The organism is Deinococcus ficus (assembly GCF_003444775.1).
Taxonomy (GTDB): domain Bacteria; phylum Deinococcota; class Deinococci; order Deinococcales; family Deinococcaceae; genus Deinococcus; species Deinococcus ficus.
The window spans coordinates 1,375,189-1,400,232 of the sequence record NZ_CP021081.1 but is presented as its reverse complement, the minus strand read 5'-3'; the positions used below and the strand labels follow the sequence as shown (position 1 = coordinate 1,400,232).

Annotated in this window: 23 protein-coding genes and 1 pseudogene; 11 read left to right on the top strand and 13 right to left on the bottom strand. The window is 70.4% G+C overall.

Annotation, left to right across the window (positions count from 1 at the left end):
• Nucleotides 1-142: 142 nt before the first annotated feature.
• Entirely contained in the window at nucleotides 143-850 is a 708-nt protein-coding gene (locus DFI_RS06835; protein ID WP_027462638.1) for a metallophosphoesterase family protein, read from the top strand.
• 64 nt (nucleotides 851-914) lie between these two features.
• Here the strand turns inward: DFI_RS06835 and DFI_RS06830 are convergent, their stop codons facing one another.
• Nucleotides 915-2,078 (bottom strand): aminotransferase class V-fold PLP-dependent enzyme, encoded by a 1,164-nt coding sequence (locus DFI_RS06830; protein ID WP_043777674.1) that lies wholly within the window; start codon nucleotides 2,076-2,078, stop codon nucleotides 915-917.
• 139 nt (nucleotides 2,079-2,217) lie between these two features.
• Here DFI_RS06830 and DFI_RS06825 point away from each other — a divergent pair, with 139 nt between their 5' ends.
• The 6 genes and pseudogenes from DFI_RS06825 to DFI_RS06805 all read left to right on the top strand — a co-directional run bounded on the left by DFI_RS06825 (nucleotide 2,218) and on the right by DFI_RS06805 (nucleotide 7,055).
• Complete coding sequence (locus tag DFI_RS06825; protein ID WP_027462636.1) at nucleotides 2,218-2,919, top strand: HAD family hydrolase; 702 nt, start codon at nucleotides 2,218-2,220, stop codon at nucleotides 2,917-2,919.
• Between the two features lie 26 nt (nucleotides 2,920-2,945).
• Nucleotides 2,946-3,908, top strand: coding sequence for a dipeptidase (locus tag DFI_RS06820; protein WP_051307684.1), 963 nt, complete (start codon nucleotides 2,946-2,948; stop codon nucleotides 3,906-3,908).
• Nucleotides 3,909-3,951: 43 nt separating this feature from the next.
• Nucleotides 3,952-4,851 carry a C40 family peptidase gene (locus tag DFI_RS06815; protein WP_051307659.1) on the top strand — a complete coding sequence of 300 codons (900 nt, stop codon included), beginning with the start codon at nucleotides 3,952-3,954 and terminating at the stop codon, nucleotides 4,849-4,851.
• Nucleotides 4,848-5,882, top strand: coding sequence for a dipeptide epimerase (locus DFI_RS06810; protein WP_338030640.1), 1,035 nt, complete (start codon nucleotides 4,848-4,850; stop codon nucleotides 5,880-5,882). Before DFI_RS06815 ends, DFI_RS06810 begins: the two co-directional genes overlap by 4 nt.
• Nucleotides 5,883-5,889: 7 nt before the next feature.
• Nucleotides 5,890-6,126: pseudogene (locus DFI_RS21025) on the top strand (Gfo/Idh/MocA family oxidoreductase); the annotation flags it as partial.
• A 128-nt stretch (nucleotides 6,127-6,254) separates the two neighbouring features.
• Nucleotides 6,255-7,055 (top strand): Gfo/Idh/MocA family protein, encoded by an 801-nt coding sequence (locus DFI_RS06805; RefSeq protein WP_338030639.1) that lies wholly within the window; start codon nucleotides 6,255-6,257, stop codon nucleotides 7,053-7,055.
• 123 nt (nucleotides 7,056-7,178) lie between these two features.
• Here the strand turns inward: DFI_RS06805 and DFI_RS06800 are convergent, their stop codons facing one another.
• The 7 genes from DFI_RS06800 to fsa all read right to left on the bottom strand — a co-directional run bounded on the left by DFI_RS06800 (nucleotide 7,179) and on the right by fsa (nucleotide 12,642).
• Nucleotides 7,179-7,919: an alpha/beta fold hydrolase gene (locus DFI_RS06800; RefSeq protein ID WP_043777672.1), complete on the bottom strand. Its 741-nt coding sequence runs from the start codon at nucleotides 7,917-7,919 to the stop codon at nucleotides 7,179-7,181.
• Entirely contained in the window at nucleotides 7,916-8,707 is a 792-nt protein-coding gene (locus DFI_RS06795) for an alpha/beta fold hydrolase (protein ID WP_081425798.1), read from the bottom strand. The genes DFI_RS06800 and DFI_RS06795 overlap by 4 nt, the downstream gene beginning before the upstream one ends.
• A 31-nt stretch (nucleotides 8,708-8,738) precedes the next feature.
• Nucleotides 8,739-9,329 (bottom strand): pyridoxal 5'-phosphate synthase glutaminase subunit PdxT, encoded by a 591-nt coding sequence (gene pdxT, locus DFI_RS06790; protein ID WP_244940344.1) that lies wholly within the window; start codon nucleotides 9,327-9,329, stop codon nucleotides 8,739-8,741.
• A gap of 10 nt (nucleotides 9,330-9,339) precedes the next feature.
• The gene (gene pdxS, locus DFI_RS06785; RefSeq protein ID WP_022802069.1) at nucleotides 9,340-10,227 is read right to left on the bottom strand and encodes a pyridoxal 5'-phosphate synthase lyase subunit PdxS; all 888 of its coding nucleotides are present in this window, start codon (nucleotides 10,225-10,227) and stop codon (nucleotides 9,340-9,342) included.
• A gap of 66 nt (nucleotides 10,228-10,293) precedes the next feature.
• A complete protein-coding gene (locus DFI_RS06780) occupies nucleotides 10,294-10,668 on the bottom strand; it encodes a response regulator (RefSeq protein ID WP_022802070.1) in 375 nt (124 codons plus the stop codon).
• A 46-nt stretch (nucleotides 10,669-10,714) separates the two neighbouring features.
• Entirely contained in the window at nucleotides 10,715-11,992 is a 1,278-nt protein-coding gene (gene rho / locus DFI_RS06775) for a transcription termination factor Rho (RefSeq protein WP_027462631.1), read from the bottom strand.
• On the bottom strand, nucleotides 11,989-12,642 hold the full coding sequence (gene fsa, locus DFI_RS06770; RefSeq protein WP_027462630.1) for a fructose-6-phosphate aldolase: 654 nt from the start codon (nucleotides 12,640-12,642) through the stop codon (nucleotides 11,989-11,991). Before fsa ends, rho begins: the two co-directional genes overlap by 4 nt.
• Nucleotides 12,643-13,156: 514 nt before the next feature.
• On the opposite strand from fsa, the gene ileS reads away from it, so the two are divergent.
• Nucleotides 13,157-16,348 (top strand): isoleucine--tRNA ligase, encoded by a 3,192-nt coding sequence (gene ileS, locus DFI_RS06765; protein ID WP_043777669.1) that lies wholly within the window; start codon nucleotides 13,157-13,159, stop codon nucleotides 16,346-16,348.
• 71 nt (nucleotides 16,349-16,419) lie between these two features.
• Here the strand turns inward: ileS and DFI_RS06760 are convergent, their stop codons facing one another.
• Nucleotides 16,420-17,265 (bottom strand): DegV family protein, encoded by an 846-nt coding sequence (locus DFI_RS06760; RefSeq protein ID WP_027462628.1) that lies wholly within the window; start codon nucleotides 17,263-17,265, stop codon nucleotides 16,420-16,422.
• Nucleotides 17,266-17,439: 174 nt separating this feature from the next.
• On the opposite strand from DFI_RS06760, the gene bshA reads away from it, so the two are divergent.
• Nucleotides 17,440-18,552, top strand: coding sequence for an N-acetyl-alpha-D-glucosaminyl L-malate synthase BshA (gene bshA, locus DFI_RS06755; RefSeq protein ID WP_027462627.1), 1,113 nt, complete (start codon nucleotides 17,440-17,442; stop codon nucleotides 18,550-18,552).
• A gap of 54 nt (nucleotides 18,553-18,606) precedes the next feature.
• On the opposite strand, the gene DFI_RS06750 is transcribed toward bshA, so the two are convergent.
• From DFI_RS06750 to sucC, 3 genes are all read right to left on the bottom strand, one after another.
• A complete protein-coding gene (locus tag DFI_RS06750; protein ID WP_027462626.1) occupies nucleotides 18,607-19,173 on the bottom strand; it encodes a hypothetical protein in 567 nt (188 codons plus the stop codon).
• 113 nt (nucleotides 19,174-19,286) lie between these two features.
• Nucleotides 19,287-20,192: a succinate--CoA ligase subunit alpha gene (gene sucD, locus DFI_RS06745; RefSeq protein WP_022802077.1), complete on the bottom strand. Its 906-nt coding sequence runs from the start codon at nucleotides 20,190-20,192 to the stop codon at nucleotides 19,287-19,289.
• A gap of 1 nt (nucleotide 20,193) precedes the next feature.
• The gene (gene sucC / locus DFI_RS06740) at nucleotides 20,194-21,357 is read right to left on the bottom strand and encodes an ADP-forming succinate--CoA ligase subunit beta (RefSeq protein WP_022802078.1); all 1,164 of its coding nucleotides are present in this window, start codon (nucleotides 21,355-21,357) and stop codon (nucleotides 20,194-20,196) included.
• Between the two features lie 209 nt (nucleotides 21,358-21,566).
• Here sucC and DFI_RS06735 point away from each other — a divergent pair, with 209 nt between their 5' ends.
• Nucleotides 21,567-22,616, top strand: a complete 1,050-nt coding sequence (locus DFI_RS06735) for a M24 family metallopeptidase (protein WP_027462625.1) — start codon at nucleotides 21,567-21,569, stop codon at nucleotides 22,614-22,616.
• A gap of 2 nt (nucleotides 22,617-22,618) precedes the next feature.
• Nucleotides 22,619-23,155: a septal ring lytic transglycosylase RlpA family protein gene (locus tag DFI_RS06730; protein WP_043777666.1), complete on the top strand. Its 537-nt coding sequence runs from the start codon at nucleotides 22,619-22,621 to the stop codon at nucleotides 23,153-23,155.
• A gap of 57 nt (nucleotides 23,156-23,212) precedes the next feature.
• Here DFI_RS06730 and pepF read toward each other — a convergent pair whose 3' ends face one another.
• On the bottom strand, nucleotides 23,213-25,018 hold the full coding sequence (pepF, locus tag DFI_RS06725) for an oligoendopeptidase F (protein WP_027462623.1): 1,806 nt from the start codon (nucleotides 25,016-25,018) through the stop codon (nucleotides 23,213-23,215).
• Nucleotides 25,019-25,044: the final 26 nt, after the last annotated feature.

Below are 25,044 nucleotides of genomic sequence, written 5' to 3'. Positions count from 1 at the left end.
GCCCCACCCACAGCGACGGTGGGGGGTGGGGGGACTTCACAGCCGCGCCAGGGCGCGACCCGGTATGCTGGGCGACAATGATGGGACGTTCCGAGATCCGCCCGGCCTGCCGCTCCGCCCGCCCGTTCCGGGGGGCGCGGCCTTGAGGATCGCGTTCCTGAGTGACCTGCACGCGAACATTCACGCGCTGACGTCCGTGAAGCGCTTCCTGCAGGAAAACCCCGTGAACCAGGTGATCGTGGTGGGCGACCTGGTCGGGTACGGCGCGAGCCCGGGCCCGGTGATCGATTTCGTGAAACGGGAGGGCTGGCCGGTGGCGCTGGGGTCCAGCGACATGCGCGTGGCGATGGAACTGGGCGGCAGCCCCGACCGGCGCGGCATTGCCGATCAGGTGCTGTCGTGGACGCGGGAGGTGCTGATGCCGGAGCAGGTGGAGTACCTGCGGCGCCTCCCGCCCGGCGGGCGCCTGATGACCCCGGTGGGCCGCGTGCGGTTCTTTCACGGCAGCCCGCACGACCCGGAAACGAAACTGGACCTGATGGCCCCGGAGCGGCAGCTGGAGGAACTGGCCGAGCAGCTGGGCGCGCGGGTGGTGGTGGTGGGCGGCACGCACGTGCCGTTCGTGCGGACGCTGGAGGACACGGTGTTCGTGGACCCGGGCAGCGTGGGCCTCAGCCTGAACCACGAGCCGGGCGCGGACGTGGCGATCGTGGACTGCTCGGGCCGCAAGCCGAAGGTGACGCTGCACAAGGTCACGTACGATTTCGCGTCCGCGGCGTTCGACGTGATGGCGTGGAATCTGCCGCCCCTGATCGCAGACGTGATCCGCACCGGCAAGATGGGCGCCTGAGAGCGGATCAGGACAACAGTGCGGGCGACCTCCTGAACCGGGGTCGCCCGCATGCGTTCGGCCTTCAGACGGGAACGGCGTCCTCGATCTCAGTCAGCGTCTCGGTGAAGCGCCCGGCCAGGCCGGGCACGCCGAGGATGTCCTCCAGCGCGAGCATCAGGGTGCGGTAGGGGGCCGGGCGGGCGCTTTCGCCCATCAGGCCCAGGCGCCAGATCAGGCCGGCCGTGGCCCCCAGGCCACCGGTCACGCTGATCTCCCGCTGGCGCAGCTCGGCGCGCACGGCGGCGTCGTTCAGGCCGGCCGGGAGGCGCAGGGCGAGCACGGTCGGGAGGCGCTGGGCGGGATCCTGCACGTAATGGCGGAACCCCAGGGGCTCCAGCGTGCGGTACACCGCCTGCCCGATGTGCGCGGCGCGGGCCTGCCGGACCTCCAGGCCCTCTTCCAGCGCGGCGCTGAGGGCGGCGTGCAGGGCGTAGTGGAGGTTCACGGGCACCGTATGGTGGTAGGACCGGTGCACCCAGTAGTCGCGCAGGCCGTCCAGGTCGGCGTACCACAGCGGCGTGGGGCTGCGTCGGGCATGGAAGCGCGCGAAGGCGCGGTCGCTCACGGCGATGGGCGCGAGGCCGGGAGGGGCGCTGAGGCACTTCTGCGCGCCGGTGTAGGCGTAGTCCACGCCCCAGGCCTGCATGTGGAAGGGTTCCATGCCGGCGGTGGTGACGGCGTCCACGGTGAGCAGGGTGTCGCGGCCGCGCAGCAGTCCGGCGATCTCCGGGACGGGGTTCAGCACGCCGGTGCTCGTCTCGCCGTGGACCACGGCGACCATGCGCACGCGGTCGTCGAGCTGCGCGGCGACGTTCTCCGGGCGGATGGCCTCACCGAGGGGCGCGGTGACCAGCCGCACGCGGGCGCCGTAACGGGCGGCCATCTCGGCCATGCGGTGCCCGAAGCTGCCGTTCGCGCAGACGATCACCTCGTCCCCGCTCTCGACGAGGTTGGCGAAGCCCGCCTCCATGCCCAGGCTGCCGGTGCCGGCGAGCAGGGCGGTGAAGGTGTCCGGGGCCGCGCCGTACATGTCGCGCAGGCCCTGCTGGATGTCGCGGTTCAGGGCGAACACGACCGGGTCCATGTGACCCAGCATGTCCCGCGTGAGCGCCTGCACGGCGCGGGGATGGATGGGCGTGGGACCGGGCGTGAGGAGCGTGTGGGGGGCGGGCGCCGCGCTGGTCATGCCCGCCATGCTAGAGGGAGAACGCTGGACCGCGCAACCCTATTGCTATACATCGGGCCGGTCAGATGAGATGAGCAACATTGTTGCCGAATGCAAACGGGACCGGGCAGGATCGGGCCGTGCGCTCTAGGATTCGCCCATGACCTCCCGCTGGCAGGCCGTCCTCTTCGACCGGGACGACACCCTCTGCACCACCGACCCCGGCGTGTACACCCAGGCCGGCCACTGGGCCGCCGAACGCTTCGGCCTGGACCCGAAGCACACCGCGCGCCGCATGATCACCCACTGGCAGGCCGAGGCGCCGCACTGGCACGCCATCCGCACGCCCGACGAGGAAGCCGCCTACTGGGCCACCTACGCCCGAGGGCTGGCCGGGCAGCTCGGCCTGACCCACGCCGAGGGCGAGGCCTTCCTGAGCGAGTACCCCTATGAGGCCTTCCTGACGCCCGTTCCTCACGTCGCCGAGGTGCTGCGCGGCGTGCGCGCCCGGGGTCTGCGGGTGGGCGTGCTGAGCAACACCTTCCCCAGCATCGACCGGACCCTGCGGCGCACCGGACTGGCCGACCTGGTGGACGTTCCTCTCGCCACCTGCACCCTCGGCGTGCACAAGCCCGACCCGCGCGCCTTCACGCTGGCGGCCGAGGCGCTGGGCCTCCCGCCGGCCGCGATCCTGTTCCTGGACGACCTGCCGGAGAACGTGGACGCCGCCCGCCGCGTGGGCATGGCGGCCGAACGGGTGAACGTGCACCACGCGGAACCCGGCGTCGTGCATGACCTCCGGGACGTCCTGACCCTGATCGACCGGAACCTCGCCGCCGCCCGGGAGGTCGCGGCGTGCTGATCGTGGACGGGCACCTGGACCTCGCCATGAACGCCCTGCTGGGCCGCGACCTGCGCCTCCCCCTGTCCGAGCTGCGCGCCTGCGACCCGGTGCCCAGCGAAACCGCGACCGTGAGCTTCCCGGAACTCCGCAAGGGCGGGGTGCGGCTGGCGTTCGGCACGCTGTTCGCCCTCCCGGCCAGCGCCGGCAGCTCCGGGTACACCGACGCCGAGGGCGCCCGGCAGCAGGCCCTGACGCAGCTGAACGTGTACACCCGCTGGCAGGACGAGGGGCACGTCCGGCTCCTGCGCAGCGCCGCCGAGGTCGCGGCCTTCGAGGCGGACGCCCTGACCGGCAGCGGGGACGCGCTGGGCGTCGTCCTGCTGATGGAGGGCGCCGACCCCATCCGCGACGCGGACGACCTTCCGTTCTGGGTGGAGCGCGGCGTGCGCCTGATCGGGCCCGCCTGGGGCCGCACCCGGTACGCCGGCGGCACGAACGCCCCGGGGCCCCTCACCCCGGCCGGCCGCGACCTCGTGGCCGGCATGCGGGACCTGGGCGTGACATTGGACGCCTCGCACCTGGACGACGCGGCCTTCTGGGACGCGGCGGACCTCGGCGTGCGCATGATCGCCTCGCACTCGAATGCCCGGGCCCTGCTGCCCGGCAACCGGCACCTGACCGACGACATGGCCCGCGCGGTCATGGCCACCGGCGGCGTGATCGGCCTGGTGTGCCTGAGCACCTTCATCCGCGCCGGGTGGGACGCGACGCAGCCCCGCGTGTCCCTCACCGACCTCGCCGCGCACGCCCGGCATTACGCGGCGCTGGGCGGCTGGGCCCACGTCGCGCTCGGCACGGACCTGGACGGCGGGTTCGGGCAGGAGAAGACCCCGGCCGGCCTGGACTCCTGCGCCGACCTGCCCCGCTTCCTGGACCTGCTGCCCGCCGAGGCGCGGGCCGGGGTGGCAGGCGGCAACTGGCTGCGCTGGCTGAAGAGCCATCTGTAAAGCCCTGGCCGGGCCGTTCAGGGGATGCTCTAGGCTGGCAGGCATGACCGCCGTGAATGACGCGACCACCCCTCCGCTGCCGGACACCCTGGACCGCCGGGTGTGGGCCGTGGACCCCGACCGCCGCTGGGCCGAGGCGGCCCTGCAGGACCAGCTGAGCGGGGAGTGGACGTACGTACAGCCCCGCCCCGCCCTGGCCGGTGCCGCCCGCGTGAGCCTGAAGGCTCGGCCGGACGACATGGCCGCGCAGGTCACCGAGGCGCTGCCCGGCGAGCCCATGGAGATCCTGTGGGACACCGGGGACGGCTGGCAGTACGTCCGCACCGCCCACGACCGGTACCTCGGCTGGGCCCGGGCGGCCGCCCTGGTGGCCGGCGACCCCGGCGCGCTTCAGGTGACGGTCCTGCGCGGGCACGCGTTCGCCGGCCCGAAGGTCAGCCGCGCGATTCTCGCGGAACTCAGCCACGGCGCCCGCCTCACGCCCGGCGCCGGCGAGGGAGTCACCGAGGACCACCGCCGCTGGCAGCCGGTCGTGCTGCCCGACGGCCGGGACGCCTGGGTGCAGGACGTCACCCTGGCCCCGCTGACCGGCACGGACCCCGCCACCTTCGCGCTGCGCTTCCTGGAAACGCCGTACGTGTGGGGCGGCCGCAGCGCCTGGGGCCTGGACTGCTCCGGCCTCACGCAGGTCGTGTACGCCGCCGCCGGCCGGGCCCTCCCGCGTGACGCGGACCAGCAGCAGGCGGCCCTCACGTCCGTGGACGTCCCGCAGGCCGGCGACCTGGCGTTCTTCCCCGGACACGTGGGCCTGATGCTGGACGGCAGGCGCATGATCCACGCGAACGCCACCCACATGCGCGTCACCATCGAGACCCTCGGCGAGGGCGACTACGGCGCGCGCCTCGCCGCGTCCTGCACCGGGTACGGGCGGTGGACCTCGTGAACCTCACCTGGGACACCCTGGACCTGCACACCGCACAGCCCTTCGGCATCGCCCGCTGGACGCACAGCGTGTACCCCCGCACCCTCGTCACCCTGGAGCGCGGGGGCGTGCAGGGGCGCGGGGAGGCCGCCCCGAACGCCTTCTACGGCGAGACGCGCGGCACCGTGGAGGCTGTGCTGCCCCTCCTGGCCACGGCGCTGGAAGGCGTGCGCGACCCCTGGGACTGGGAGGGCCTGCACGCCGCCGTGACCCGCGTCATGCCGCACGACCACCCCAGCGTGAAGTGCGCCCTGGAAATGGCAGCGGTTGAATGGTGCGCCATGCTGGCCGGCGTGCCCGCCCGGCACCTCCTGGGCCTGTCCGACCGGCCCCTCCCGCACAGCAGCTACACCGTCAGCCTCGCCGAGCTGCCCGAGATGCGCCAGCGTGCCCGCGAGGCCGTCGAGGCCGGGCAGACCATCCTCAAGGTCAAACTCGGCACCGACCGGGACGAGGCGATCCTCACCGCCCTGCGCGAGGAACTCCCCCACGTCACCCTCCGCGTGGACGCCAACGCCGCCTGGACGCGCGTACAGGCCAAACGCATGCTGGACGTCCTCGACGCCGCGAACGCCGAACTGCTCGAACAGCCCCTCGCGGCCGACGACCTCGACGGCCACGCCGAACTGCGCCGCACCGCCCGCGTGCCCCTCGTCGCCGACGAGAGCCTGCACCACGTCCGCGACGTCCTCAGCCTCGCCCGGGCGTTCGACGGCGTGAACCTGAAACTCGCCAAACTCGGCGGCCCCCTCCAGGCCCTTCAGGCCCTGCGGCTCGCGCGGGCGCACGGCATGCAGGTCATGATCGGCTGCATGATCGAGAGCAGCCTCGGCATCGCCGCCGCCGCTGCCCTCGCCGGCTCCTGCGACTGGGCGGACCTGGACGGCGCCCTCCTCCTCGCCGACGACCCCTTCACCGGCCTGCACTGGCAGGCCGGTGAACTCGCGCCGCCCCAGGGCCCTGGCTGGGGCGTGACCCGCCGCCCGGAATGACCCCCGCATGACCGTGAGGGTCGCCGTGATCGGCTGCGGGAACCGCGGCGCGGACGTGTACGCCCACCACCTCGCCGCGCAGGGCGCCCACATCACCGCGCTCGTCGACCCCCGGCCCGCCCGGCTGCACGAGGTCGCCACCCGCCACGCCGTCCCCCCGGAGGGGCAGTTCACCCACTGGACCGACTTCTTCGCCCGGGGCCGCGTGGCCGACGCGGTCGTGATCGCCACCCCCGACGACGACCACGTCCAGCCCTGCCTGCACGCCCTGGCCCTCGGGTACCACGTCCTCCTCGAAAACCCGTCGCGGCCACCCACGCCGAACTCGACGCCCTGCAGGCCGCCGAGGCGCGCTCCAGTGGGCGCGTCAGCGTGTGCCACGTCCTGCGCGCCACTCCCTTCTTCCAGGCTGTCCACGACACGATCCGCTCCGGCGTTCTTGGCCAACTCGTCGGCCTCACCCTCGCCGAGAACGTCGCCCACTGGCACTACGCGCACTCGTACGTCCGCGGCAACTGGCGGGCCTCCCCGCCCGCCGCGCCGTTCCTCCTCGCCAAGAGCGTCCACGACCTCGACCTCCTGCGCTGGTACGCCGGCAGTCCCCCCACCCGCATCCACAGCGCCGGCCGCCTCCACCACTTCCGCCCCGAGAATGCCCCGCCCGGCGCGGCCACCCGCTGCGTCCACTGCCCCGTCCCCGACTGCCCCTCCGACGCCCGCCGCATCTACGTCACCCGTCCCGCCGACCAGTGGCCCGTCACCGTCCTCACCGCCGGAGGCATCAGCCTGCACGACGCCCTGCACCACGGCCCCTACGGCGAGTGCGTGTACCTCGGCCGGAACAACGTGAACGACTATCAGGCCGTCACCATCGAATTCGAGAACGGCGTCACCGCGCAACTCACCGTCAGCGCATTCACGCACAACAACACCCGCACCCTCAAGGTCCTCGGGTCCCACGGCGAACTGCGCGGCCACATGGACCGTGGTGAACTCGAACTCCACGACTTCCGCACCGGCCACACCCGCACCTGGACCGTGAACGTGACCGGCAACCACGGTGGCGGGGACACCACCCTCATCCGAGACTGGCTGGCTTTCCTGCGCGGTGAGCAACCCATCCCCACCCCGCTGGCTGAATCCCTGGATTCTCACCGCATGGCGCTCAGATAGCTATCATGCACAATAGCTTATACAGGTGAATATTTTCACCTTCGGTTTCATCTGGCTGCTCTGCCTATGGTTTTTGCTGATTATGGCTCTAGTTGGATATATTCCGACTTGTCGAGTCGATCACTATCGAAGAAAGGCATGAATGGCGTCTGCGACGGCATCCGGGCAGGAATCCGTGACGGCGTGTGTCCCTCCGGGGATCTCCACGCTCTCGTTGCCGGGAACGCGGTCTCTCAGGGCTTTCACCGTCCAGACGTGAATGACCGGGTCACTCGGGGTGTAGATCAGCAGATTCCGGGTGTGGACGAGGTGCAGGTGTGGGCCGCTGAGGTGTTCCACCTGTCCGCGGGCGAGCCGCAGCATCCGCAGCGGCCCGCAGCGCAGGTAGGAGGGGATGCCGCGCAGCATCAGCTCTCCCCTCTCCCGCGGCAGGTCTTTCATCAGCCGGGTCAGCTGCACGCGAACACTCGGGTTCTCCGGGATGCCGGTGGGCGCCACGGCGATCAGTGCACTCAGGCACTCCGGGTGACGGGCCGCAAGGTCAAACAGGACTTCCCCACCCAGCGAGTGGCCCACGATGGGCACCGGCCCGAACCCCTTTACGGTCAGCCACGCCCGGAGGTGCTCCACCAGACCAGGAAGGTCCGCCCGGCCCCACCAGGTTCCGCCGCTCAGGCCGTGACCGGGCGGATCGTAGCCGTACACGGTGTGCGTCCGTGCCAGCCGCCGGGCGAGGCGTGTGTACATCCACGCGGAGCAGCCCAGGCCCGGCACGATCACGAGGGGCGGGCCGCTGCCCCACACGCGGGCGTGGGTGCGCACGCCCAGGACCGTCACGTAGTCATGCCGTGAGGGGGAGGTCAAGAGCTGGCGTCCCCCGCGTTACCGCGGTCCTTCTGGTGGTCGTCCCGGAGGAAGTCGAGCACGGCGCGGTTGAAGTCTTCGGCGGCATCCACCATGACTACGTGCCCGGCCCGGTCGAATTCCACGTGGGTGGCGCCGGGGATGGCGGCGCTCATGCGGCGGCCGAGTTGCACGGGCACCAGGGCGTCCCGGCCGCCCCACACGACCAGCGTGCGGGCTTTGAGGGTCGGGAGCACGTCCTGAAGGCCGCCGGTGAGCAGGCTGCTGGAGCTGAGCCACAGGTTCCGGGGCCCGGCGCGCAGCCCGTCGGCCAGGATGCGGGGCACGAAGGATTTCCGTCCAGTCGCCAGGGCGCGGGGGAGGTTCAGGGCGGCGCGCTGCACGCTGGACTCCAGCAGGCCGCTGGCGCAGGCGAGCACGAGGTTCCGCACGCGCTCCGGGTGCTGCGCGGCGACTAGGGCGCTGATCTGTCCGCCCATGGAGTGGCCGATCAGGGTCACGTCGTGCAGGTCGCGCGCGGCCAGCCACGCGCCGATCAGGTGGGCGGCGTCGGTGACGCTCAGGGCGCGGTCCCGCCACGCGCGGCCGAACCCCGCGAGTTCCAGCAGGTACACGTCGTGGCCCTCGGCCAGCGCGGGCACGTTGTCCCTCCACCAGTGCGCCGAGCCGCTCAGGCCGTGCAGCAGCACGACGGGCGGCCCGCCGCTGCCAGTGCGCTGCACGGACAGGCGGGGGCCGCCGGGTTCCGCCTGGAACCACTCTGCGGGGGGGCGGGGGGCGCGTCGCACGCCGGAAGCATACGGGAGGACCGCCGCGTTGTCAGGCCGGGAGGGGGTGCGGGCAGAGGTTCAGAAAGAGTTCGTGAACGCGGGCGTCCCGGGTGAGTTCCGGGTGGAACACCGTGCCCAGCGCCCTCCCCTGCCGGACCATCACGGCGTCCTCCCCGTGGCGGGCGAGAACCTGCACGTCCTGGCCGGTGCGGCGGAACAGGGGCGCGCGGATGAATACGCCCGGGAACGGCGTGGACAGGCCCTGCACGGAGAGCGGCGCGCTGAAGGAGTCCACCTGCCGGCCGAAGGCGTTGCGCTGCACGGTCACGTCCAGCAGGCCCAGGCTGTCCTGCCGGCCGCCGAACTGCGGGGGGGCACCCTCGACCTCTCGGGCGAGCAGGATCGCGCCGGCACAGGTGCCCCACATGGCGTTCCCGGCCGCGTGGAAGGCACGGATGGGGTCCCACAGTCCATAGGCGCTGAGCAGGTTCGCCATGGTGGTACTCTCTCCGCCGGGCAGCACCAGGCCGTTCAGGCCGCTGAGGTGGTGTGGCAGGCGGACCTCGGTGACCTGCGCGCCCAGTCCTTCAAGCAGGCTGCGGTGTTCGCGGAAGGCGCCCTGGAGGGCCAGGACACCCACCCGCGGGGCGTCACCAGCCACGGCTGGCGAGGCGTTCGGCGGGGATCAGGTCGTCGATGTTGATGCCGGTCATGGGCGCGCCGAGGTCCTCGCTGATCTCGGCCAGGATGTCGGCGTCCTGGTAATGGGTGACGGCCTTCACGATGGCTCGGGCGCGGCGCTCCGGGTTGTCGCTCTTGAAGATGCCGCTGCCCACGAACACGCCGTCCAGGCCGAGGTGCATCATCAGGGCGGCGTCGGCGGGCGTGGCGACCCCACCGGCGGCGAAGTTCACGACCGGGAGTTTGCCGTGCTCGTGAACGTACCGCACGAGTTCGTAGGGGGCCTGCAGGTCGCGGGCGGCGGTCATGAGTTCCTCGGCGGGGCGGGCCTGGATGCGGCGGATCTCGCCGAGGACGGTGCGGGCGTGCCGGACGGCTTCCACGACGTTGCCGGTGCCGGCCTCGCCCTTGGTGCGGATCATGCTGGCGCCCTCGCCCACGCGGCGCAGCGCCTCGCCGAGGTTCTTCGCGCCGCACACGAACGGCACCCGGAATCCGGTCTTGAGGATGTGGAATTCGTCGTCGGCGGGCGTGAGGACCTCGGACTCGTCGATGAAGTCCACGCCGAGCGCCTGGAGGATCTGCGCCTCGACGATGTGGCCGATGCGGACCTTGGCCATGACGGGGATGGTCACGGCGGCGATGATCTCCTTGATCATCTTGGGGTCGCTCATGCGGGCCACGCCGCCGTCCTTGCGGATGTCGGCCGGGACGCGCTCCAGGGCCATGACGGCGGTGGCGCCGGCGGCCTCGGCGATGCGGGCCTGATCGGGCGTGACGACGTCCATGATGACGCCGCCCTTGAACATCTCGGCGAAGCCTTCTTTTAGGGCGGGGGTTCCGGTGTGAGTGGTCATGTGCCGAGCGTAAACGCAAACTGGCCCCATGGTGAGGGCCAGTTCGGAGGACCCGAAGGGGTCAGATCAGGATTTGCGGACGACGCGGTTCAGCGCCTCGATCAGGTGCGCCGGCCGGAACGGCTTGACCAGGTACTCGGCCCGCAGGCCGGGCACGCGCGGCAGGTCCTCCGCGAGGTTCAGGCCCGACAGGAACACCACGGGCGGCAGCGCCGGGCCCATGCGGGCGCCCAGGCGCCGCACCGTCTCGAAGCCGTCCCAGGGGACCATCAGCACGTCCATGATGATCACGTCGAAGGAATGCTGGCCGGCCAGTTCCAGCGCTTCCGGGCCGGACATGGCGGTGCGGACCTGCATGCCGTGCATCTCCAGCGTCAGCTGCAGCAGTTCCACGATCTGCGCCTCGTCGTCCACGATCAGCACGCGGGAAGGCGGCCTCATGCGGGGCCGCCAGGACAGGGAGTGAGAGCTGGAGGCACGCGGCCCCTTACCCTCCCGTCAGGGACTGGAGGAATTCGACGTTGTTGCGGGTCTTGCCCATGCGGCCCACCAGCATGTCCATCGCGTCGGCGGGATCCATGTCGCTGATCACCTTGCGCAGCAGCCACATCTTCTTCAGCACCTCGGGCTGCAGCAACAGTTCCTCGCGGCGCGTGCCGGACTTCAGGATGTCCAGCGCCGGGAAGATGCGGCGCTCTTCCAGGCGCCGACTGAGGACCAGTTCAGCGTTGCCGGTGCCCTTGAACTCCTCGAAAATCACGTCGTCCATGCGGCTGCCGGTTTCCACCAGCGCGGTCGCCAGGATGGTCAGGCTGCCCCCCTCGCGGATGTTGCGCGCCGCGCCCAGGAAGCGCTTGGGCCAGTGCAGGGCGTTGCTGTCCAGACCCCCGGAGAGCGTCCGCCCGGTGGGGGGCGTGACGAGGTTGTTCGCCCGCGCGAGACGGGTGATGGAGTCGAGCAGGATCACCACGTGCCCGCCTTCCTCCACGATGCGCCGGGCGCGTTCGTGCACGAACTCCGCCACGCGCACGTGGTGCTGGGGCGGCTCGTCGAAGGTGCTGGCAATCACCTGGGCGCCCTGCACGCTCTCCCGGAAGTCCGTGACTTCCTCCGGGCGTTCGTCCACGAGCAGGACCATCACGGTGACGTCGGGGTAGTTCTTCACGATGCTGTTGGCGATCTTTTTCAGCAGCGTGGTCTTCCCCGCCTTGGGCGGCGCGACGATCAGCGCCCGCTGCCCGCGCCCGATGGGGACGAGCAGGTCCACCACGCGCAGGCTCAGGCCGTCGTCCATGGTGGGGTCTTCCAGGACGAGCTGGTGGTCCGGGAAGGTGGGCGTCAGGTCATCGAAGCGCGGGCGGCTGCGGGACGTGTCGGGGTCCAGGCCGTTCACGGCCTCCACGCGCACCAGCGAGCCGTAGCGTTCGTTCTCGCGCGGCAGGCGGGCGCGGCCGATCACCTCGTCGCCGGTCCGCAGGTGGAACTGGCGGATCAGGCCAGACGTGACCAGCACGGTGCGGCTCTGCGGGTCCAGCAGGTCGGACTGCAGGAAGCCGTAGCCGTCGGGGCTGATTTCCAGGAAGCCGCGCGCCAGGACCTGCCCCTCGGCCTGGGCCTGGTGTTCCATGATCGCCAGGGCCAGGGCGTCTTTCTTGAGTTTGCGGTAGTTCTCGATGCCGTACCCGGCCGCGATCAGGTGCAGTTCCGGGAGAATCTTCTGCTGCAACTCGTGGTAGGGCAGGCCCCGTGGCGCGGATTCGGTCACTGTTTCGCCTCACCCCGCTTGGCCCAGTCCTTCATGAACCCGTCCAGGCCCTTGTCCGTGAGGGGGTGACTGACCATCTGCTTGAACACCTTGTAGGGAATGGTGGCGACGTCCGCGCCGGCCAGCGCGGCCTGCTGCACGTGCATGGGGTGGCGGATGCTGGCGGCCAGCACCTTCGTCTCGATGCCGCCCAGCACGTACGCTTCCTTGATCTCGCGGATCAGCTGAATGCCGTCCCAGCCGATGTCGTCCACGCGGCCCGCGAAGGGGCTGATGTACGTGGCGCCGGCGCGGGCGGCCAGCAGGGCCTGCGGCACGCTGAAGCACAGGGTGACGTTGGTCCTGATGCCGTCGGCGGTCAGGGCCTTGCAGGCCTGCAGCCCGGCGGGCGTCAGGGGCAGTTTCACGACGACGTGCTCGTTCCAGGCGGCGACCTCGCGGCCTTCCTTGATCATGCCTTCGGCGTCCAGCGCGGTGACCTCGGCGCTGATGGCGCCGCCGACCATTCCGGCGATCTCCAGCACGACTTCCCGGAAATCCCGTCCCGAAGCGACGATCAGGCTGGGGTTGGTGGTGACGCCCGCCAGGACGCCCCACTCGCCAATTTCCCTGATCTCGTCGACGATGGCGGTATCGATGAAGAATTCCATGTTGCCCTCCAGGGCGGCCCCGCCTGGGGGCTGCCGTTCCGTATCGGGGAGCGCTTGGCCGCCAAGGGCTCAGGCCCAGGCCGCACTGCCCCGGATATGACAGCATACTGCCCGTGCGCGCCGCGTGCCGCCCATCCCCGCCGGATGGCGGATTGACCCCCGGGCGGGTCGCGGCCTACCATGATCTGTCCCGCCTGCGGGACCACAGCTTCAGGCGAACGAGCGGACAGTACGCCCGGAACCGGAACACGAGCGAGTCAGGGACGGTGAGAGCCTGACGTTCACGTCCGAGTGCCGAAGATCACCGCCCGCGCCGACGGAAGAACCGCCCCCCGCGGCCCAGTAGACCCGTCCGTACGCCCCGCGACAGAGGGACCTGCAACGAGACTCCGCACGAGGAGTGAAGTTGGGTGGTACCACGCACTGGCCCTGTCCGCCGCGTCCCAGCAACCGCTGAGGCGCGGCGTCTGCCGTTGATCCCCCACAGTCCACCCTGCCTTCCAAGGAGTGCCCGATGACCACCCGCCCCCCGTTCAGACCCGTGCAGCAGAACCCCAGTTTCCCCGAGATGGAACAGGCCACCCTGAAGTGGTGGGACGAGCAGAAGATCTTCGAGCGCAGCCTGGAACAGACCGCCGGCGGGCCGCTCTACACCTTCTACGAGGGCCCGCCCACCGCGAACGGCGTGCCCGGCATCCACCACGTGGAATCCCGCAGCCTCAAGGACCTCTTCCCGCGCTTCAAGACCATGCAGGGCTACCATGTGCCCCGCAAAGCCGGCTGGGACACGCACGGCCTGCCGGTGGAACTGCAGGTGGAGAAGAAGCTCGGCCTGGGCAGCAAGCGCGAGGTGGAGGCGTACGGCATCGAGAAGTTCAACGCGCAGTGCCGCGAGAGCGTCTTCGAGTACGAGCAGGAGTGGCGGCGCTTCACTGAGCGCATGGCGTTCTGGGTGAACCTCGACGAGCCCTACATGACCCTGCACCGCAACTACATCGAGTCGGTGTGGTGGAGCGTCAAGCAGCTGGACGAGAAAGGCCTGCTGTACAAGGGCTTCCGCGTGGCGCCCTACTGCCCGAAGGACGGCACCACGCTCTCCAACGCCGAGGTCAGCGACGGGTACAAGGACATCCAGGACCCCAGCATCTACGTGACCTTCGACCTGAAAGACCCGGCCGCGCTGGGCCTGCCGGACGGCGCGGCGTTCCTGGTGTGGACGACGACCCCGTGGACCCTGCCGTACAACGTGGGTGTGGCCGTGCACCCGGACTTCGAGTACGTGGCCGCACTCGACAAGGACGGCAAGGCGCTGATCCTGGCCCGCAGCCTGCTCTCGGAGGTGCTCGGCGAGAACGCCGAGGTGCTTAAGGCCTTCAAGGGCACCGACCTGGACCGCGTGGCGTACGAGCCGCCCTTCACCGAGGCCTGGACGGCCGAGGGCGAGGGCAGGGCCTGCTGGACGGCCGGCCTGGACACGTACGTGAGTGACAGTGACGGCACCGGCATCGTGCACACCGCGCCCAGCTTCGGCGAGGACGACATGCGTCTCGCCCGGAACTACGGCTGGCCGGTGCTGGTCGGCGTGGACAGCGAGGGCAAGCACCGCTTCGGACCGTGGAAGGGCGCGTTCTTCCGGGACGCGAACACCGACATCATCCGCGACCTGCGCGCCCGGGGCGTGATGTGGCGCGAGAAGAACTTCGTGCACAGCTACCCGCACTGCTGGCGCTGCGGCACGCCGCTGATGTACTACGCCACCGAGAGCTGGTACCTGAACAACACCCGCCTGAAAGACCGCCTGATCGAGCTGAACCAGACCATCGACTGGCACCCCGCGCACATCCGCAACGGCCGCTACGGCGGGTGGCTGGAGAACCTGATCGACTGGAACATCAGCCGCAACCGCTACTGGGGCACGCCGCTGCCCGTGTGGGAAGCCGAGGACGGCGAGTACCGCGTGATCGGCAGCTACGAGGAACTGGCCGACCTGAGTGGCCGCGCGGACGTGCGCACCGACGCCTTCGACCCGCACCGCCCGTACGTGGACGACGTGACCTTCGAGGTGAACGACAAGACCTTCCGCCGCGTGCCGTACGTGATGGACGTCTGGTACGACAGCGGCAGCATGCCGTTCGCGCAGCACCACTACCCCTTCGAGAACCGTGAGGTGTTCGAACAGGGCGGCTTCCCCGCCGACTACATCAGCGAGGCCATCGACCAGACGCGCGGGTGGTTCAACAGCCTGCACCAGATCGGCACCATGGTGTTCGACAGCGTGGCGTACAAGTCCGTGATCTGCGCCGGGCACTTCCTGGACGAGAAGGGCCTGAAGATGAGCAAGAGCAAGGGGAACATCCTGAACCCCTGGGAGGTGTTCGACGCGTACGGCGCCGACGCCGCCCGCTGGTACACCTACGTGTCCGCCCCGCCCGAACTGTCCCGCCGCGTGGGCATGAACGTGATCGGGGAAGCGTTCCGCAGCTACTTCCTGACGCTGTGGAACACCTACAGCTTCTTCGTGCTGTACGCCAACCTGGACCGGCCCGACCTGAGCGCCGCGCCGCCCGTGGCCGAGCGCCCCGAGGTGGACCGCTGGCTGGTCGCCAAGGTGCAGGCACTCATCCAGACCGTCACGGACAGCCTGAACAGCTACGACCCGACCGGCTCCAGCCGCGCGCTGCAGGACTTCGTGGTCGAGGACCTCAGCAACTGGTACGTGCGCCGCAACCGCCGCCGCTTCTGGACCGGGGACGGCCGCGTGGACCTCGCCGCGTACGCCACGCTGCACCACGCACTCGTCACCGTGACGCAGCTGACCGCGCCCTTCACGCCGTTTCTGGCCGAGGAACTGTACCGGAACCTGGTGCTGAGCGTGCAGCCTGACGCGCCCGAAAGCGTGCACCTGAGCACCTGGCCGGCCGTGGACGAGTCGCTCGCCGCGCCCGCCCTGGTGGGCGAGATGGACGCCGTGCTGCGCGTGGTGTCCCTGGGCCGCGCGGTGCGCGGGCAGACCGGCCTGCGCCAGCGTCAGCCGCTGCCGCGCGTGATGCTGCGCGCCCGCACCACCGAGCAGACGGCCGCGCTGGGCCGCTTCGCGGAACAGATCAAGGAGGAGCTGAACGTCAAGGAGGTCGAGCTGCTCGACCAGTACGCCGAACTCGTCAGCTACCAGCTGCGGCCCAACCTGCCGGTCCTCGGCAAGAAGTTCGGCAAGGCCGTGCCCCAGGTGCGCGCCGCCCTGCAGGCCGCCGACGCCGCCGAGGTCGCCCGCTTCGTCCGGGACGGCAAGTTCTTCGAGGTCGTCTCCCCCGACGGCGAGCGCTACGAACTCGGGCCGGACGAGGTGCTCGTGGACGCCAAATCCCCCGACGGGTACGCCGCGATGGAGGAAGCCGGGTACCTCGTCGCCTTCGACACCACCCTGTCCCGCGAACTGGAACTCGAGGGCCTGGCCCGCGACCTCGTGCGCGGCATCCAGGACGGCCGCAAGAAGGCCGGCTTCGAGGTGTCCGACCGCATCACCCTGCACCTGGACCTGACCGGGGACGCCCGCGAGGCGGCCGAGGCGTGGCAGGAGTACCTGATGAGCGAGACGCTGGCCGAGACCCTGACCTTCGGGGCGTCCGACGCGTTCAGCGTAGACGTGGAGGGCGGGAAAGCGTACCTGGAACGCCTGGAGCGCGACGGGAGCACCGCCGGCACCTGAGCGGAGGCAGTGAAGGAAGCCGGCCCCTCACGTGGGGGCCGGCCTCCTTTTGGGTCGAGAGTGCGCCGACTTCAGTCAGCGTATGGGCGGGCCATGAACCCGAAGGTGCCCGGGCCGACGTGCGCGCCGATCACGGGCCCGAGCAGCATGACCTTGCCCTGCCGGATGGTCAGGCCGCTCTGCTGCGCGGCGTCCCGCAGCGCGCGGATGCGGACGGGGTCGGTGCCGGCGTGCGTGATGGTCAGGTGCACCGGCTGCGACCCGAAGCGCTCCACCAGCGACTGGAGGATGTTCTCGGCGGTTTCCTTGCTGCGGGCGCGGCGGATCACCTTCAGTTCCCCGTTCTGGAAGGTCAGGACGGGGCGCAGGCCCACCAGGTTGCCCATCACCTCGGTCACGCGGCTGATGCGGCCGCCGCGGCGCAGGTACTCCAGGGTGGCCACGCTGAACTCCATGTACTGCTCGTCGCGGTACCCGTCGAGGGCCTGAACGGCCGTCTCGGCGGACGTGCCGGCCTGCACGGCCTCCTGCACGCGCAGGACCAGGTCGGCCAGCGGGGCGGTGGTCAGGCGGCTGTCGAGCACGTATACGCGGCCCGGTTCGGGCAGCTGCATGGCGGCCTTCTCGGCGTTCCGGACCGTTTCGGAGAGCTTGCCGGAGATGTGCAGGCTGATCACCTGGTCGTGCGTGGTCAGCAGTTCGCGGTACAGCTGCACGAACCGCTCGGGGCTGGCCGGTTCGGAGCTGGCCGTATGGCCGGCCCGCAGGTGCTCGTACACGCCGTCCGGGTGGACTTCCTGCCAGTCGAGGAGCGCGCGGCCGTTCATGTGCACGGTGAGCGGCACGACGTGGAGTCCGAGCTGGCGGGCCAGGTCCGGAGCGAGGTCACTCGTGGAGTCCGTTACGACGGCGATCATGTTCCCCGGAGCGTAGTGCTGGACCCGATACAAAATTGTCACGGCCGGGCGACCCCACCGGTGGGCGGGCACACCCCCGGGCGGGCCGGGGGGCTGGTAGTCTCGGCGGGTGTGCATTCACTGGACTGAGCAACACGTGCCCGCGGGCCTGAGCGGCCCGGAGCGGGGCGCGGAATGAAGATCGGGGTGCTGTGCCATACCAGCGCCGGCGGGTCCGGCGTGGTCGCCACGGAACTGGGCGTGATGCTCGCCAGACGCGGGCACGAGATGCACTTCGTGGGGTCCTCGCAGCCGTTCCGGCTGTCCGGGCTGGGCTGCATGAACGGCCCGTACTTCCATCAGGTCAGCGGCTTCGCGTACGCCCTGTTCGAACAGCCGTTCCCGGAACTGGCCACCACGAACACCCTCACGGAAGTGATCCTGGAACACGACCTGGACCTCGTGCACGCGCACTACGCGATCCCGCACGCGTCCTCGGCGATTCACGCGCGGAACATTACCGGCCGCACGCGGGTGGTGACCACGCTGCACGGCACGGACGTGACCCTGGTGGGCGCCGAGCCGGCCTTCCGGCACACCACCCGGCACGCCATCGAGCACAGCGACCACGTGACGGCCGTATCGCAGTTCCTGGCGGACGAGACGCGCGAGGTGTTCGGCGTGGACCGGCCCATCGACGTGATCCACAACTTCGTGGACGCCGAGCGCTTCGTGCGCATCACCGACCCGGCGGTGCGGGCCCGCTTCGCGCACCCGGAGGAGGCGCTGCTGGTCCACATCAGCAACTTCCGTCCGGTGAAGCGCGTGCAGGACGTCGTGCAGACCTTCGCGCGGGTGGCGTCGGAGATTCCGGCGCGACTGCTGATGATCGGCGACGGCCCCGAACGGGCCCGGGCGTTCGACCTGGCGCAGCAGCTGGGCGTGATCGGCCGCACCCACTTCCTGGGGTCCTTCCCGGACGTGCAGACGGTGCTGGGCATCTGCGATCTGTTCCTGCTGCCGAGCAGCAACGAGAGCTTCGGATTGGCGGCGCTGGAGGCGATGGCCTGCGAGGTGCCCGTCGTGGCCGCCCGCGCCGGCGGCGTGCCGGAGGTCATTGAGGACGGCGTCACCGGCTTCCTCACGCCGGTGGGGGACGTGGACATGATGGCCGACGCGGCCCTGCGGATTCTGCGCGACCGGGAACTGTACATGCAGCTCGGCACGAACGCCCGCCGGGCCGCCATCGAGCGCTTCCACCCGGATCTGATCGTGCCGCAGTACGTGGACGTCTACAACCGGGCCTGAGCCCGGCCCGGGAAAGGGGACCGCGCTTCACACGCAGTCCCCTTGTGATTCCTCTCAGCGGCCCAGTTGCACGTGAACGGTGAGGTCCGGGCGGTACGGTTCGACGTTCACGGCGCGGCCCACATCCACCAGGAAGGCGTTCAGGCCCTGCCTGAGGGGCGCGACGTACCCCTTGTTGGCCTTCACGGTCACGTCGGCACTGACCCAGGCCATGAACAGCGTGGCGCGGTTGGCGGTCACGCTCACCTCCCGCAGGGCCTCGCTGGTGTCGCGCCGGGCGTTGCCGTTCGCGTCCTGGTACAGGTAGAACTTCAGTTCGGCCGCCTGCGCGGCACCGCTCACGGCAACCGGGTCGATCACGCCGGGCCAGTTCACGTTCTGGGGCGTCAGGGCGCTCAGGGCGCGTGCGGCCGGGGCACGCTCGGGGATGTTCAGGCTGAAGGTGCCGCCCGCCAGGGGCGAGCTGATCATCTCCTCGACCGGCTGGCCGAAGGCGGTGACGCTCCACACGCCGACCCGCGTGCCGGCCGGGGCCTGGCCGCTCACGCTGCCCGTCACGGTCAGGGCCGAGACAGGCGCGGCGAGCGCTGCCGCGAGGGGGAGGAAGGTCCGGAGCTTCATGGCTTCAGTCTACTCGCGGGGCTGACCCGCACGTGACCGCACATGAAGCCCCCTGAAGCGTGAAGGCGCCCGGGGGCAGCCTGCTGGCCGGCCCCCGGGCACCCGGTGATGCCTTACTTGTTCAGGGCGGCCTTCACCATATCGATGATCTCGGGCATGGTGTCGGCCACAGGCACGTTCGCGGCCTTGAAGGCGGCGAGCTTGCTTTCGGGCGTGCCCACGTCCCCCATGATGATCGCGCCGGCGTGACCCATGCGCTTGCCCTTGGGGGCGCTGCGGCCGGAAATGAAGGCCACGACAGGCTTCTTCATGTTCTGGGCGATGTACTCCGCGGCGGCTTCCTCGTCGGCGCCGCCGATCTCGCCGATCACGATGATCGCGTCGGTGTCCGGGTCCTCCTCGAACATGGGGAGCACGTCGGCGAAGGTGGTGCCGATCACGGGGTCACCGCCGATGCCGACGGTGGTGCTGGTGCCCATGCCGGCGTCGTTCAGCAGCTTGGCGGCCTCGTAGGTCAGGGTGCCGCTGCGGCTGATCAGGCCGATGCGGCCCTTGTTGGTGTAGATGCGGTTGGGCATGATGCCCACCTTGCATTCCCCGTTGGTGACCAGGCCAGGGCAGTTCCCGCCGATCAGGCGGATGCCCTTGCCGCCCTGGGCGCGGCTGAGCTGGTCGAGTTCCTTGACCTGCTGCACGGCGCGCATCATGTCCACGGTGGGCACGCCTTCGGTGATGAGGACGATCAGGGGGATGCCGGCGTGCGCGGCTTCCAGCACGGCGTCGGCGGCGCCGGCGGGCGGCACGAAGATGATGCTGACGTCGGCGCCGTGCTTGGCCTTGGCCTCGGCGACGCTGTTGTAGATGGGCCAGTCCTCGAAGGTCTGGCCGCCCTTGCCGGGCGTGACGCCGGCGACGACCTGCGTGCCGAACTCCTTCATGGCGCGGCTGTGCTTGGCGCCTTCGGAGCCGGTCATGCCCTGCACGATGACTTTGCTGTCCTTGTTAACCAGAATGCCCATTTCAGGCTCCCTTCCCGCTGGCGGCGTTGGCTTCCTGCGCGGCGACTTCCGCGGCCTCGAACATGGTGGGGTACATCTTGATCAGGTCGCTGTTCTTCTCGTTCAGCAGCGCCTTGGCTTCGTCCTCGGCGGTCCCGGCGATGCGCATGCGCACCGGCTTGGTCAGGATGCCTTCTTCCAGGGCCTGGATGACGCCCTTGGCCACCTCGTCGGCGCGGGTGATGCCGCCGAACACGTTGATGAAGATGGCCTTGACGTCCGGGTCCTTGCTGACGATTTTCACGGCGTTGTACACCACGTCGGCCTTGGCGCCGCCGCCGATGTCGAGGAAGTTCGCGGGCTTGGCGCCGGCGCGGTTCACGACGTCCAGGGTGGTCATCACGATGCCGGCGCCGTTGCCGAGCACGCCGACGTTCCCGTCGAGCTTCACGTACGCGAAGCCGTGCTGGCTGGCCTCAACCTCGAGGGGGTGCTCCTCGGCGACCTCGCGGTAGCTGGCGAGGTCCAGGTGGCGGTACATGGCGTTGTCGTCGATCTCGAACTTGGTGTCCAGCGCGACGGGGATGCCGTCCTCACCGACGAACAGGGGGTTGATCTCCACGAGCACGGCGTCGCGCTCGAAGGCGGCCTTGCTCATCTTGACCATCATGTCGGCGATCTTGTTCAGGTTGCCCTTGAAGCCGGCTTCCAGTGCGATCTGGCGCGCCTCGTAGGGCTGGAGGCCCTTCACGGGGTCCACGCGGTACTTGATGATCTTCTCGGGGGTGGCGGCGGCCACTTCCTCGATTTCCATGCCGCCCTCGGCGGAGGCCATCAGGGTGTAGGACTGGACGTTGCGGTCCACGATCATGCCCACGTAGTACTCGTGGCCCTTGTCGATGTCCACGGCCTTGGTGACCAGGACCTTGTTCACGGTCAGGCCCTTGATGTCCATGCCGAGGATGTTCTGGCCGTTCTCGTAGGCCTTCTCGGCGGTGGGGCTGAACTTCACGCCGCCGGCCTTGCCGCGGCCGCCCACGTGCACCTGGGCCTTGACGACGACGGGTTGCGCGTACTCCACGGCAATGTTCTTGACTTCCTGGGGGGTATAGGCGACCTTGCCTTCCTGAACGTTCACGCCGAAGTGGCGCAGCAGTTCCTTACCCTGGTATTCGTGAAGTTTCACGCTTCCTCCTCCTGGTTGGGATGCGACTGGGCCTCGCCGGGGGGCGGGCCAAACTCGGATTCTGTCCCGTTGAGAGAGTATAAGCGTCCCTCCCGGGCGCCCGGCCGCTGTCCCCGCCCAGGGAACAGATCAGGTGCAGGGCCCGCGGGACGCCGGGGCGGGTGGCCGGCTCACGCCCCGAATTGGGGCGCGTGTTACCGTACGGCGGTATGACACAACTCACCCGCCTCCGCGACGAGATGCGCCAGCGCGGCCTGGACGCCCTGTGGGTCAGCCGCCCCGCGAACGTCCGGTACCTGACCGGCTTCACCAGCCCCGCCGACGGGAAGGTCCTCGTGACCCAGGAACGCGCCACGCTGTACACCGACGCGCGGTACACCGTGCAGGCGGCCGAGGAGTCGGCCCTGCCGCAGTTCATCGCCCGGCCGCCCGCCACGTACGAGCACGCCGCCGCGGACGTGGGCCGCGGCGTGGTGGGCTTCGAGGCCGACCACCTGACCGTCGCCGGCCTGGAGGAACTGGAGGCGGCGTGGCCGGACGCCACGCTGAAGGCCGCGCCCGGGCTGGTGGAGGAACTGCGCAGCTGCAAGGACGACCGGGAAATCGAGGCGATCCGCGCCGCGCAGGCCCTGGCCGACCGCGTGTACGCCGAGGTGCGCCCCATGATTCGGGCCGGCCTGCGGGAGGCCGACATCGCCCTGGAGATCGAGCAGCGCCTGCGCCGGGCCGGCGCGACCAACGCCTTCGACGTGATCGTCGCCAGCGGCCCGCGCGGCGCGATGCCGCACGGCACCGCCTCGGACCGCGTGATGCAGGACGGCGAGCTCGTCACCATCGACATGGGCGCCTGCCTGAACGGGTACAACAGCGACATGACCCGCACGGTCGCCATCGGCACGCCCACGGACGAGATGCGCCGAGTGTACGGCGCCGTGCTGGAGGCCGAGGAGGCCGCCGTGCAGGCCGTGAAGCCGGGCGCGCGGGCGGCCGACCTGGACGCCCTGGCGCGCGGCATCCTGGAACGGCACGGGCTGGCCGAGGCGTTCGCGCACTCGCTGGGGCACGGTGTGGGCCTGATGGTGCACGAGGCGCCCGGCCTGCGCGGCACGAGCGAGGACGTCCTGAAGCCCGGCATGCTCGTCACCATCGAGCCCGGCGCGTACCTGCCCGGCGTGGGCGGCGTGCGGATCGAGGACCTCGTGCTGGTCACCGAGGACGGGTATGAGGTGCTGAGCCAGGCGGTCAAGGAGACCGTGTGAGGATGGCCGCGGGGGCCCGGCTGGTCCTGCTGGCCGCGGCGCTCCTGGGTTCGGCCGGCGCGGACCGCAGTTACACCATCCAGCGCGGCGACACCCTGTGGTCCCTGGCGCGTGTCAGCGGGGTGAGCGTGGCGCAGCTTCAGGCGATGAACGGCGGGCCGGGCTTCCAGTTGCGCGCCGGGGAGGTCATGCGCCTGCCCGACGGGAGGGGTGGCGCCGGGGCGGCCGCGCCGCCGGCCCTGCTGCCCCGCGCGGCCCCCTCCACCGCCGCGCGGGTGTTCCAGCGCGGGCAGGCGGTGTACTACGGGGGCCGGCGGGACGCGCGGACTGCCATGACGGCCGCGCACCTGTCCCTGCCGTTCGGGACGTGGGTCCGGGTCACCCACCAGCGCACGGGGCGCAGCGTGGTCGTGCTGATCAACGACCGCGGGCCGTTCGGGGTGCCGTCCCGGGTGATCGACCTGTCCACGGCGGCCGCGCGGCAGCTGGGCATCCTGGGCGAAGGTGTGGCGCCGGTGACATTGAGTTTGATGCGCTGAGGCGGCCAGTTACAGGGGAGAGCGGGGGTTACCCCGCTCTCCCCTTTCCCTATGCGATCAATGCGTGGTGCGGGCGCGCAGCAGCTCCTCCAGGCGGTCCACGTACCCGGCGAGCGTGCGGAAGGTCGCCTCGACCGGCTCGGGGCTGAGCATGTCCACACCGGCCTCGCGCAGCGCGTCGATGGGGTCCAGGCTCCCGCCGGAACGCAGGAACGCCAGGTACCGCTCGCGGGCGCCGTCCGGGTCGGCGTCGAACTGCGCGAGCAGCTGGTGGGCGGCGCTGATGCCGGTCGCGTACTGGTAGGCGTAGAAGTTCGCGTACAGGTGCGTGCTGAACTGCGCCCACATGATGCCGCTGCGCTCGCGGTCCATCTGCACGCCGTCGCCGTAGCCCTGGGCGAGCAGGTCGGCGGTCAGGGCGATCAGGTCCGGCGCGCTCACGGGCCGGCCGGCCTGCACGCGTTCGTACACCTCCATCTCGAAGGCGGCCAGGGTGGGCATGATGAAGAAGTAGCGGTGGAAGTTGCCCAGCGCCTCCTCGATCACCTGAATTTCCAGGTCGGTGTCGCCGGCGCGGCGCAGCAGGTTGGCGCGGCTCATCGCCTGGTTGAAGTTGCTGGCGACCTCCGCGTGGAACAGGGTGTAGCGGGGCACGCTGTGGGGGTGCTCGCGCTGGGAGAGCAGGCTGTGCATGCTGTGGCCGATCTCGTGGGCCAGGGTGCTGTAGCTGCTCATGGTGCCGTTCCAGGTCATGAAGATGTAGGGCTTCACGCGGCCGCCGCCGTTGCTGTAGGCGCCCTGGCGTTTGCCGTCGTTGGCGGCATAGTCCACCCAGCGGTCGCTGGTGAGACCCTTCCGCATTTCTTGGATATATTCTTCGCCGAGGGGCTGGAGGCCATCCTGGATCCACTCCACCGCCTGCGCGTACGACACCGGCCGCGTGCCCACCAGCGGCGCCTTCACGTCGTACTCGCGCAGCTCCGGCAGGCCCAGCCACTCCCGGCGCACCCGCCAGTACCGGTGCCAGATCGGCGTGTGCGCCCGGTAGGTGTCCAGCAGGGTCGTCACCACGCCCACCGGTATGTTGTCCGGTGCCAGCGACGCCGTGATCGCGTCCGGGTACCGCCGCGCCCGCGCCATGAACACGCCCTGGCGCACGTTCGTGGCGTACATCGCGGCCTGCGAGTGCTTCAGCGCCAGGTGCGCGTCCGCGTACCCTTCCCAGGCCGCGCGGCGCACCTCCCGGTCCGGATCGGTGGTCAGGCGCTCCACGTTCCCCTGCGTGATCTTCTCCCCGCCCGCCGACCCGAACTGCAGGTCCATGTTCGCCAGCGCCGGGTGAATGCCGCGCTCGCTGGCAAAGGGCGCCTGCACCGCACCCAGCAGTTCCTCCACCTCCGGCGAGCGGACATGCGGCCGGTTGCGGATCAGCCGCGACAGCCGCACCCGGTGGTCCTTCAGCTCCGGCCGCTCCAGCCAGCCCTCCAGCGAATCCAGCGCCAGCAGTTCCGGCCGGGCGAAGGCCGTGAGGCTGCCGTACTCGGCCAGCAGGCCGCTGGTCACGTCCCGCCGCGCGGCCGCCACCGGGTCACGGCCGTCCACGCTGGCGCTCATGCTCGCGTACGACATCAGCCGGGTCAGGCGCAGCTCCAGGTCGTCGGCGGCCGTCAGGTACGCCAGCAGGCGCTCCGGGGACTGCCCCAGCGTGCCCGCGTAGGCGCTCATCGCCTGAATGGCGGCCGGCAGGGCGTCAGCCTCCGCCTGCCAGGCATCCGGGGTGGCGTACAGGGCTTCGATGTCCCAGGTTTCCTCGCGGGGAACGTCGGCACGGGCCGGCAGGGCCTTCACGGATTGAATGGTCACCCGGTCAGGCTAGCACCGGCCCGGGG

What these genes read in the sequence shown, in the direction of transcription:
- DFI_RS06830 (WP_043777674.1), bottom strand. Translation starts at nt 2,078, where the DNA reads ATGACCAGCGCGGCGCCCGCCCCCCACACGCTCCTCACGCCCGGTCCC.
- DFI_RS06825 (WP_027462636.1), top strand. Translation starts at nt 2,218, where the DNA reads ATGACCTCCCGCTGGCAGGCCGTCCTCTTCGACCGGGACGACACCCTC.
- DFI_RS06820 (WP_051307684.1), top strand. Translation starts at nt 2,946, where the DNA reads ATGAACGCCCTGCTGGGCCGCGACCTGCGCCTCCCCCTGTCCGAGCTG.
- DFI_RS06815 (WP_051307659.1), top strand. Translation starts at nt 3,952, where the DNA reads ATGACCGCCGTGAATGACGCGACCACCCCTCCGCTGCCGGACACCCTG.
- pdxS (WP_022802069.1), bottom strand. Translation starts at nt 10,227, where the DNA reads ATGACCACTCACACCGGAACCCCCGCCCTAAAAGAAGGCTTCGCCGAG.
- DFI_RS06780 (WP_022802070.1), bottom strand. Translation starts at nt 10,668, where the DNA reads ATGAGGCCGCCTTCCCGCGTGCTGATCGTGGACGACGAGGCGCAGATC.
- fsa (WP_027462630.1), bottom strand. Translation starts at nt 12,642, where the DNA reads ATGGAATTCTTCATCGATACCGCCATCGTCGACGAGATCAGGGAAATT.
- ileS (WP_043777669.1), top strand. Translation starts at nt 13,157, where the DNA reads ATGACCACCCGCCCCCCGTTCAGACCCGTGCAGCAGAACCCCAGTTTC.
- DFI_RS06760 (WP_027462628.1), bottom strand. Translation starts at nt 17,265, where the DNA reads ATGATCGCCGTCGTAACGGACTCCACGAGTGACCTCGCTCCGGACCTG.
- bshA (WP_027462627.1), top strand. Translation starts at nt 17,440, where the DNA reads ATGAAGATCGGGGTGCTGTGCCATACCAGCGCCGGCGGGTCCGGCGTG.
- DFI_RS06750 (WP_027462626.1), bottom strand. Translation starts at nt 19,173, where the DNA reads ATGAAGCTCCGGACCTTCCTCCCCCTCGCGGCAGCGCTCGCCGCGCCT.
- sucD (WP_022802077.1), bottom strand. Translation starts at nt 20,192, where the DNA reads ATGGGCATTCTGGTTAACAAGGACAGCAAAGTCATCGTGCAGGGCATG.
- DFI_RS06735 (WP_027462625.1), top strand. Translation starts at nt 21,567, where the DNA reads ATGACACAACTCACCCGCCTCCGCGACGAGATGCGCCAGCGCGGCCTG.
- DFI_RS06730 (WP_043777666.1), top strand. Translation starts at nt 22,619, where the DNA reads ATGGCCGCGGGGGCCCGGCTGGTCCTGCTGGCCGCGGCGCTCCTGGGT.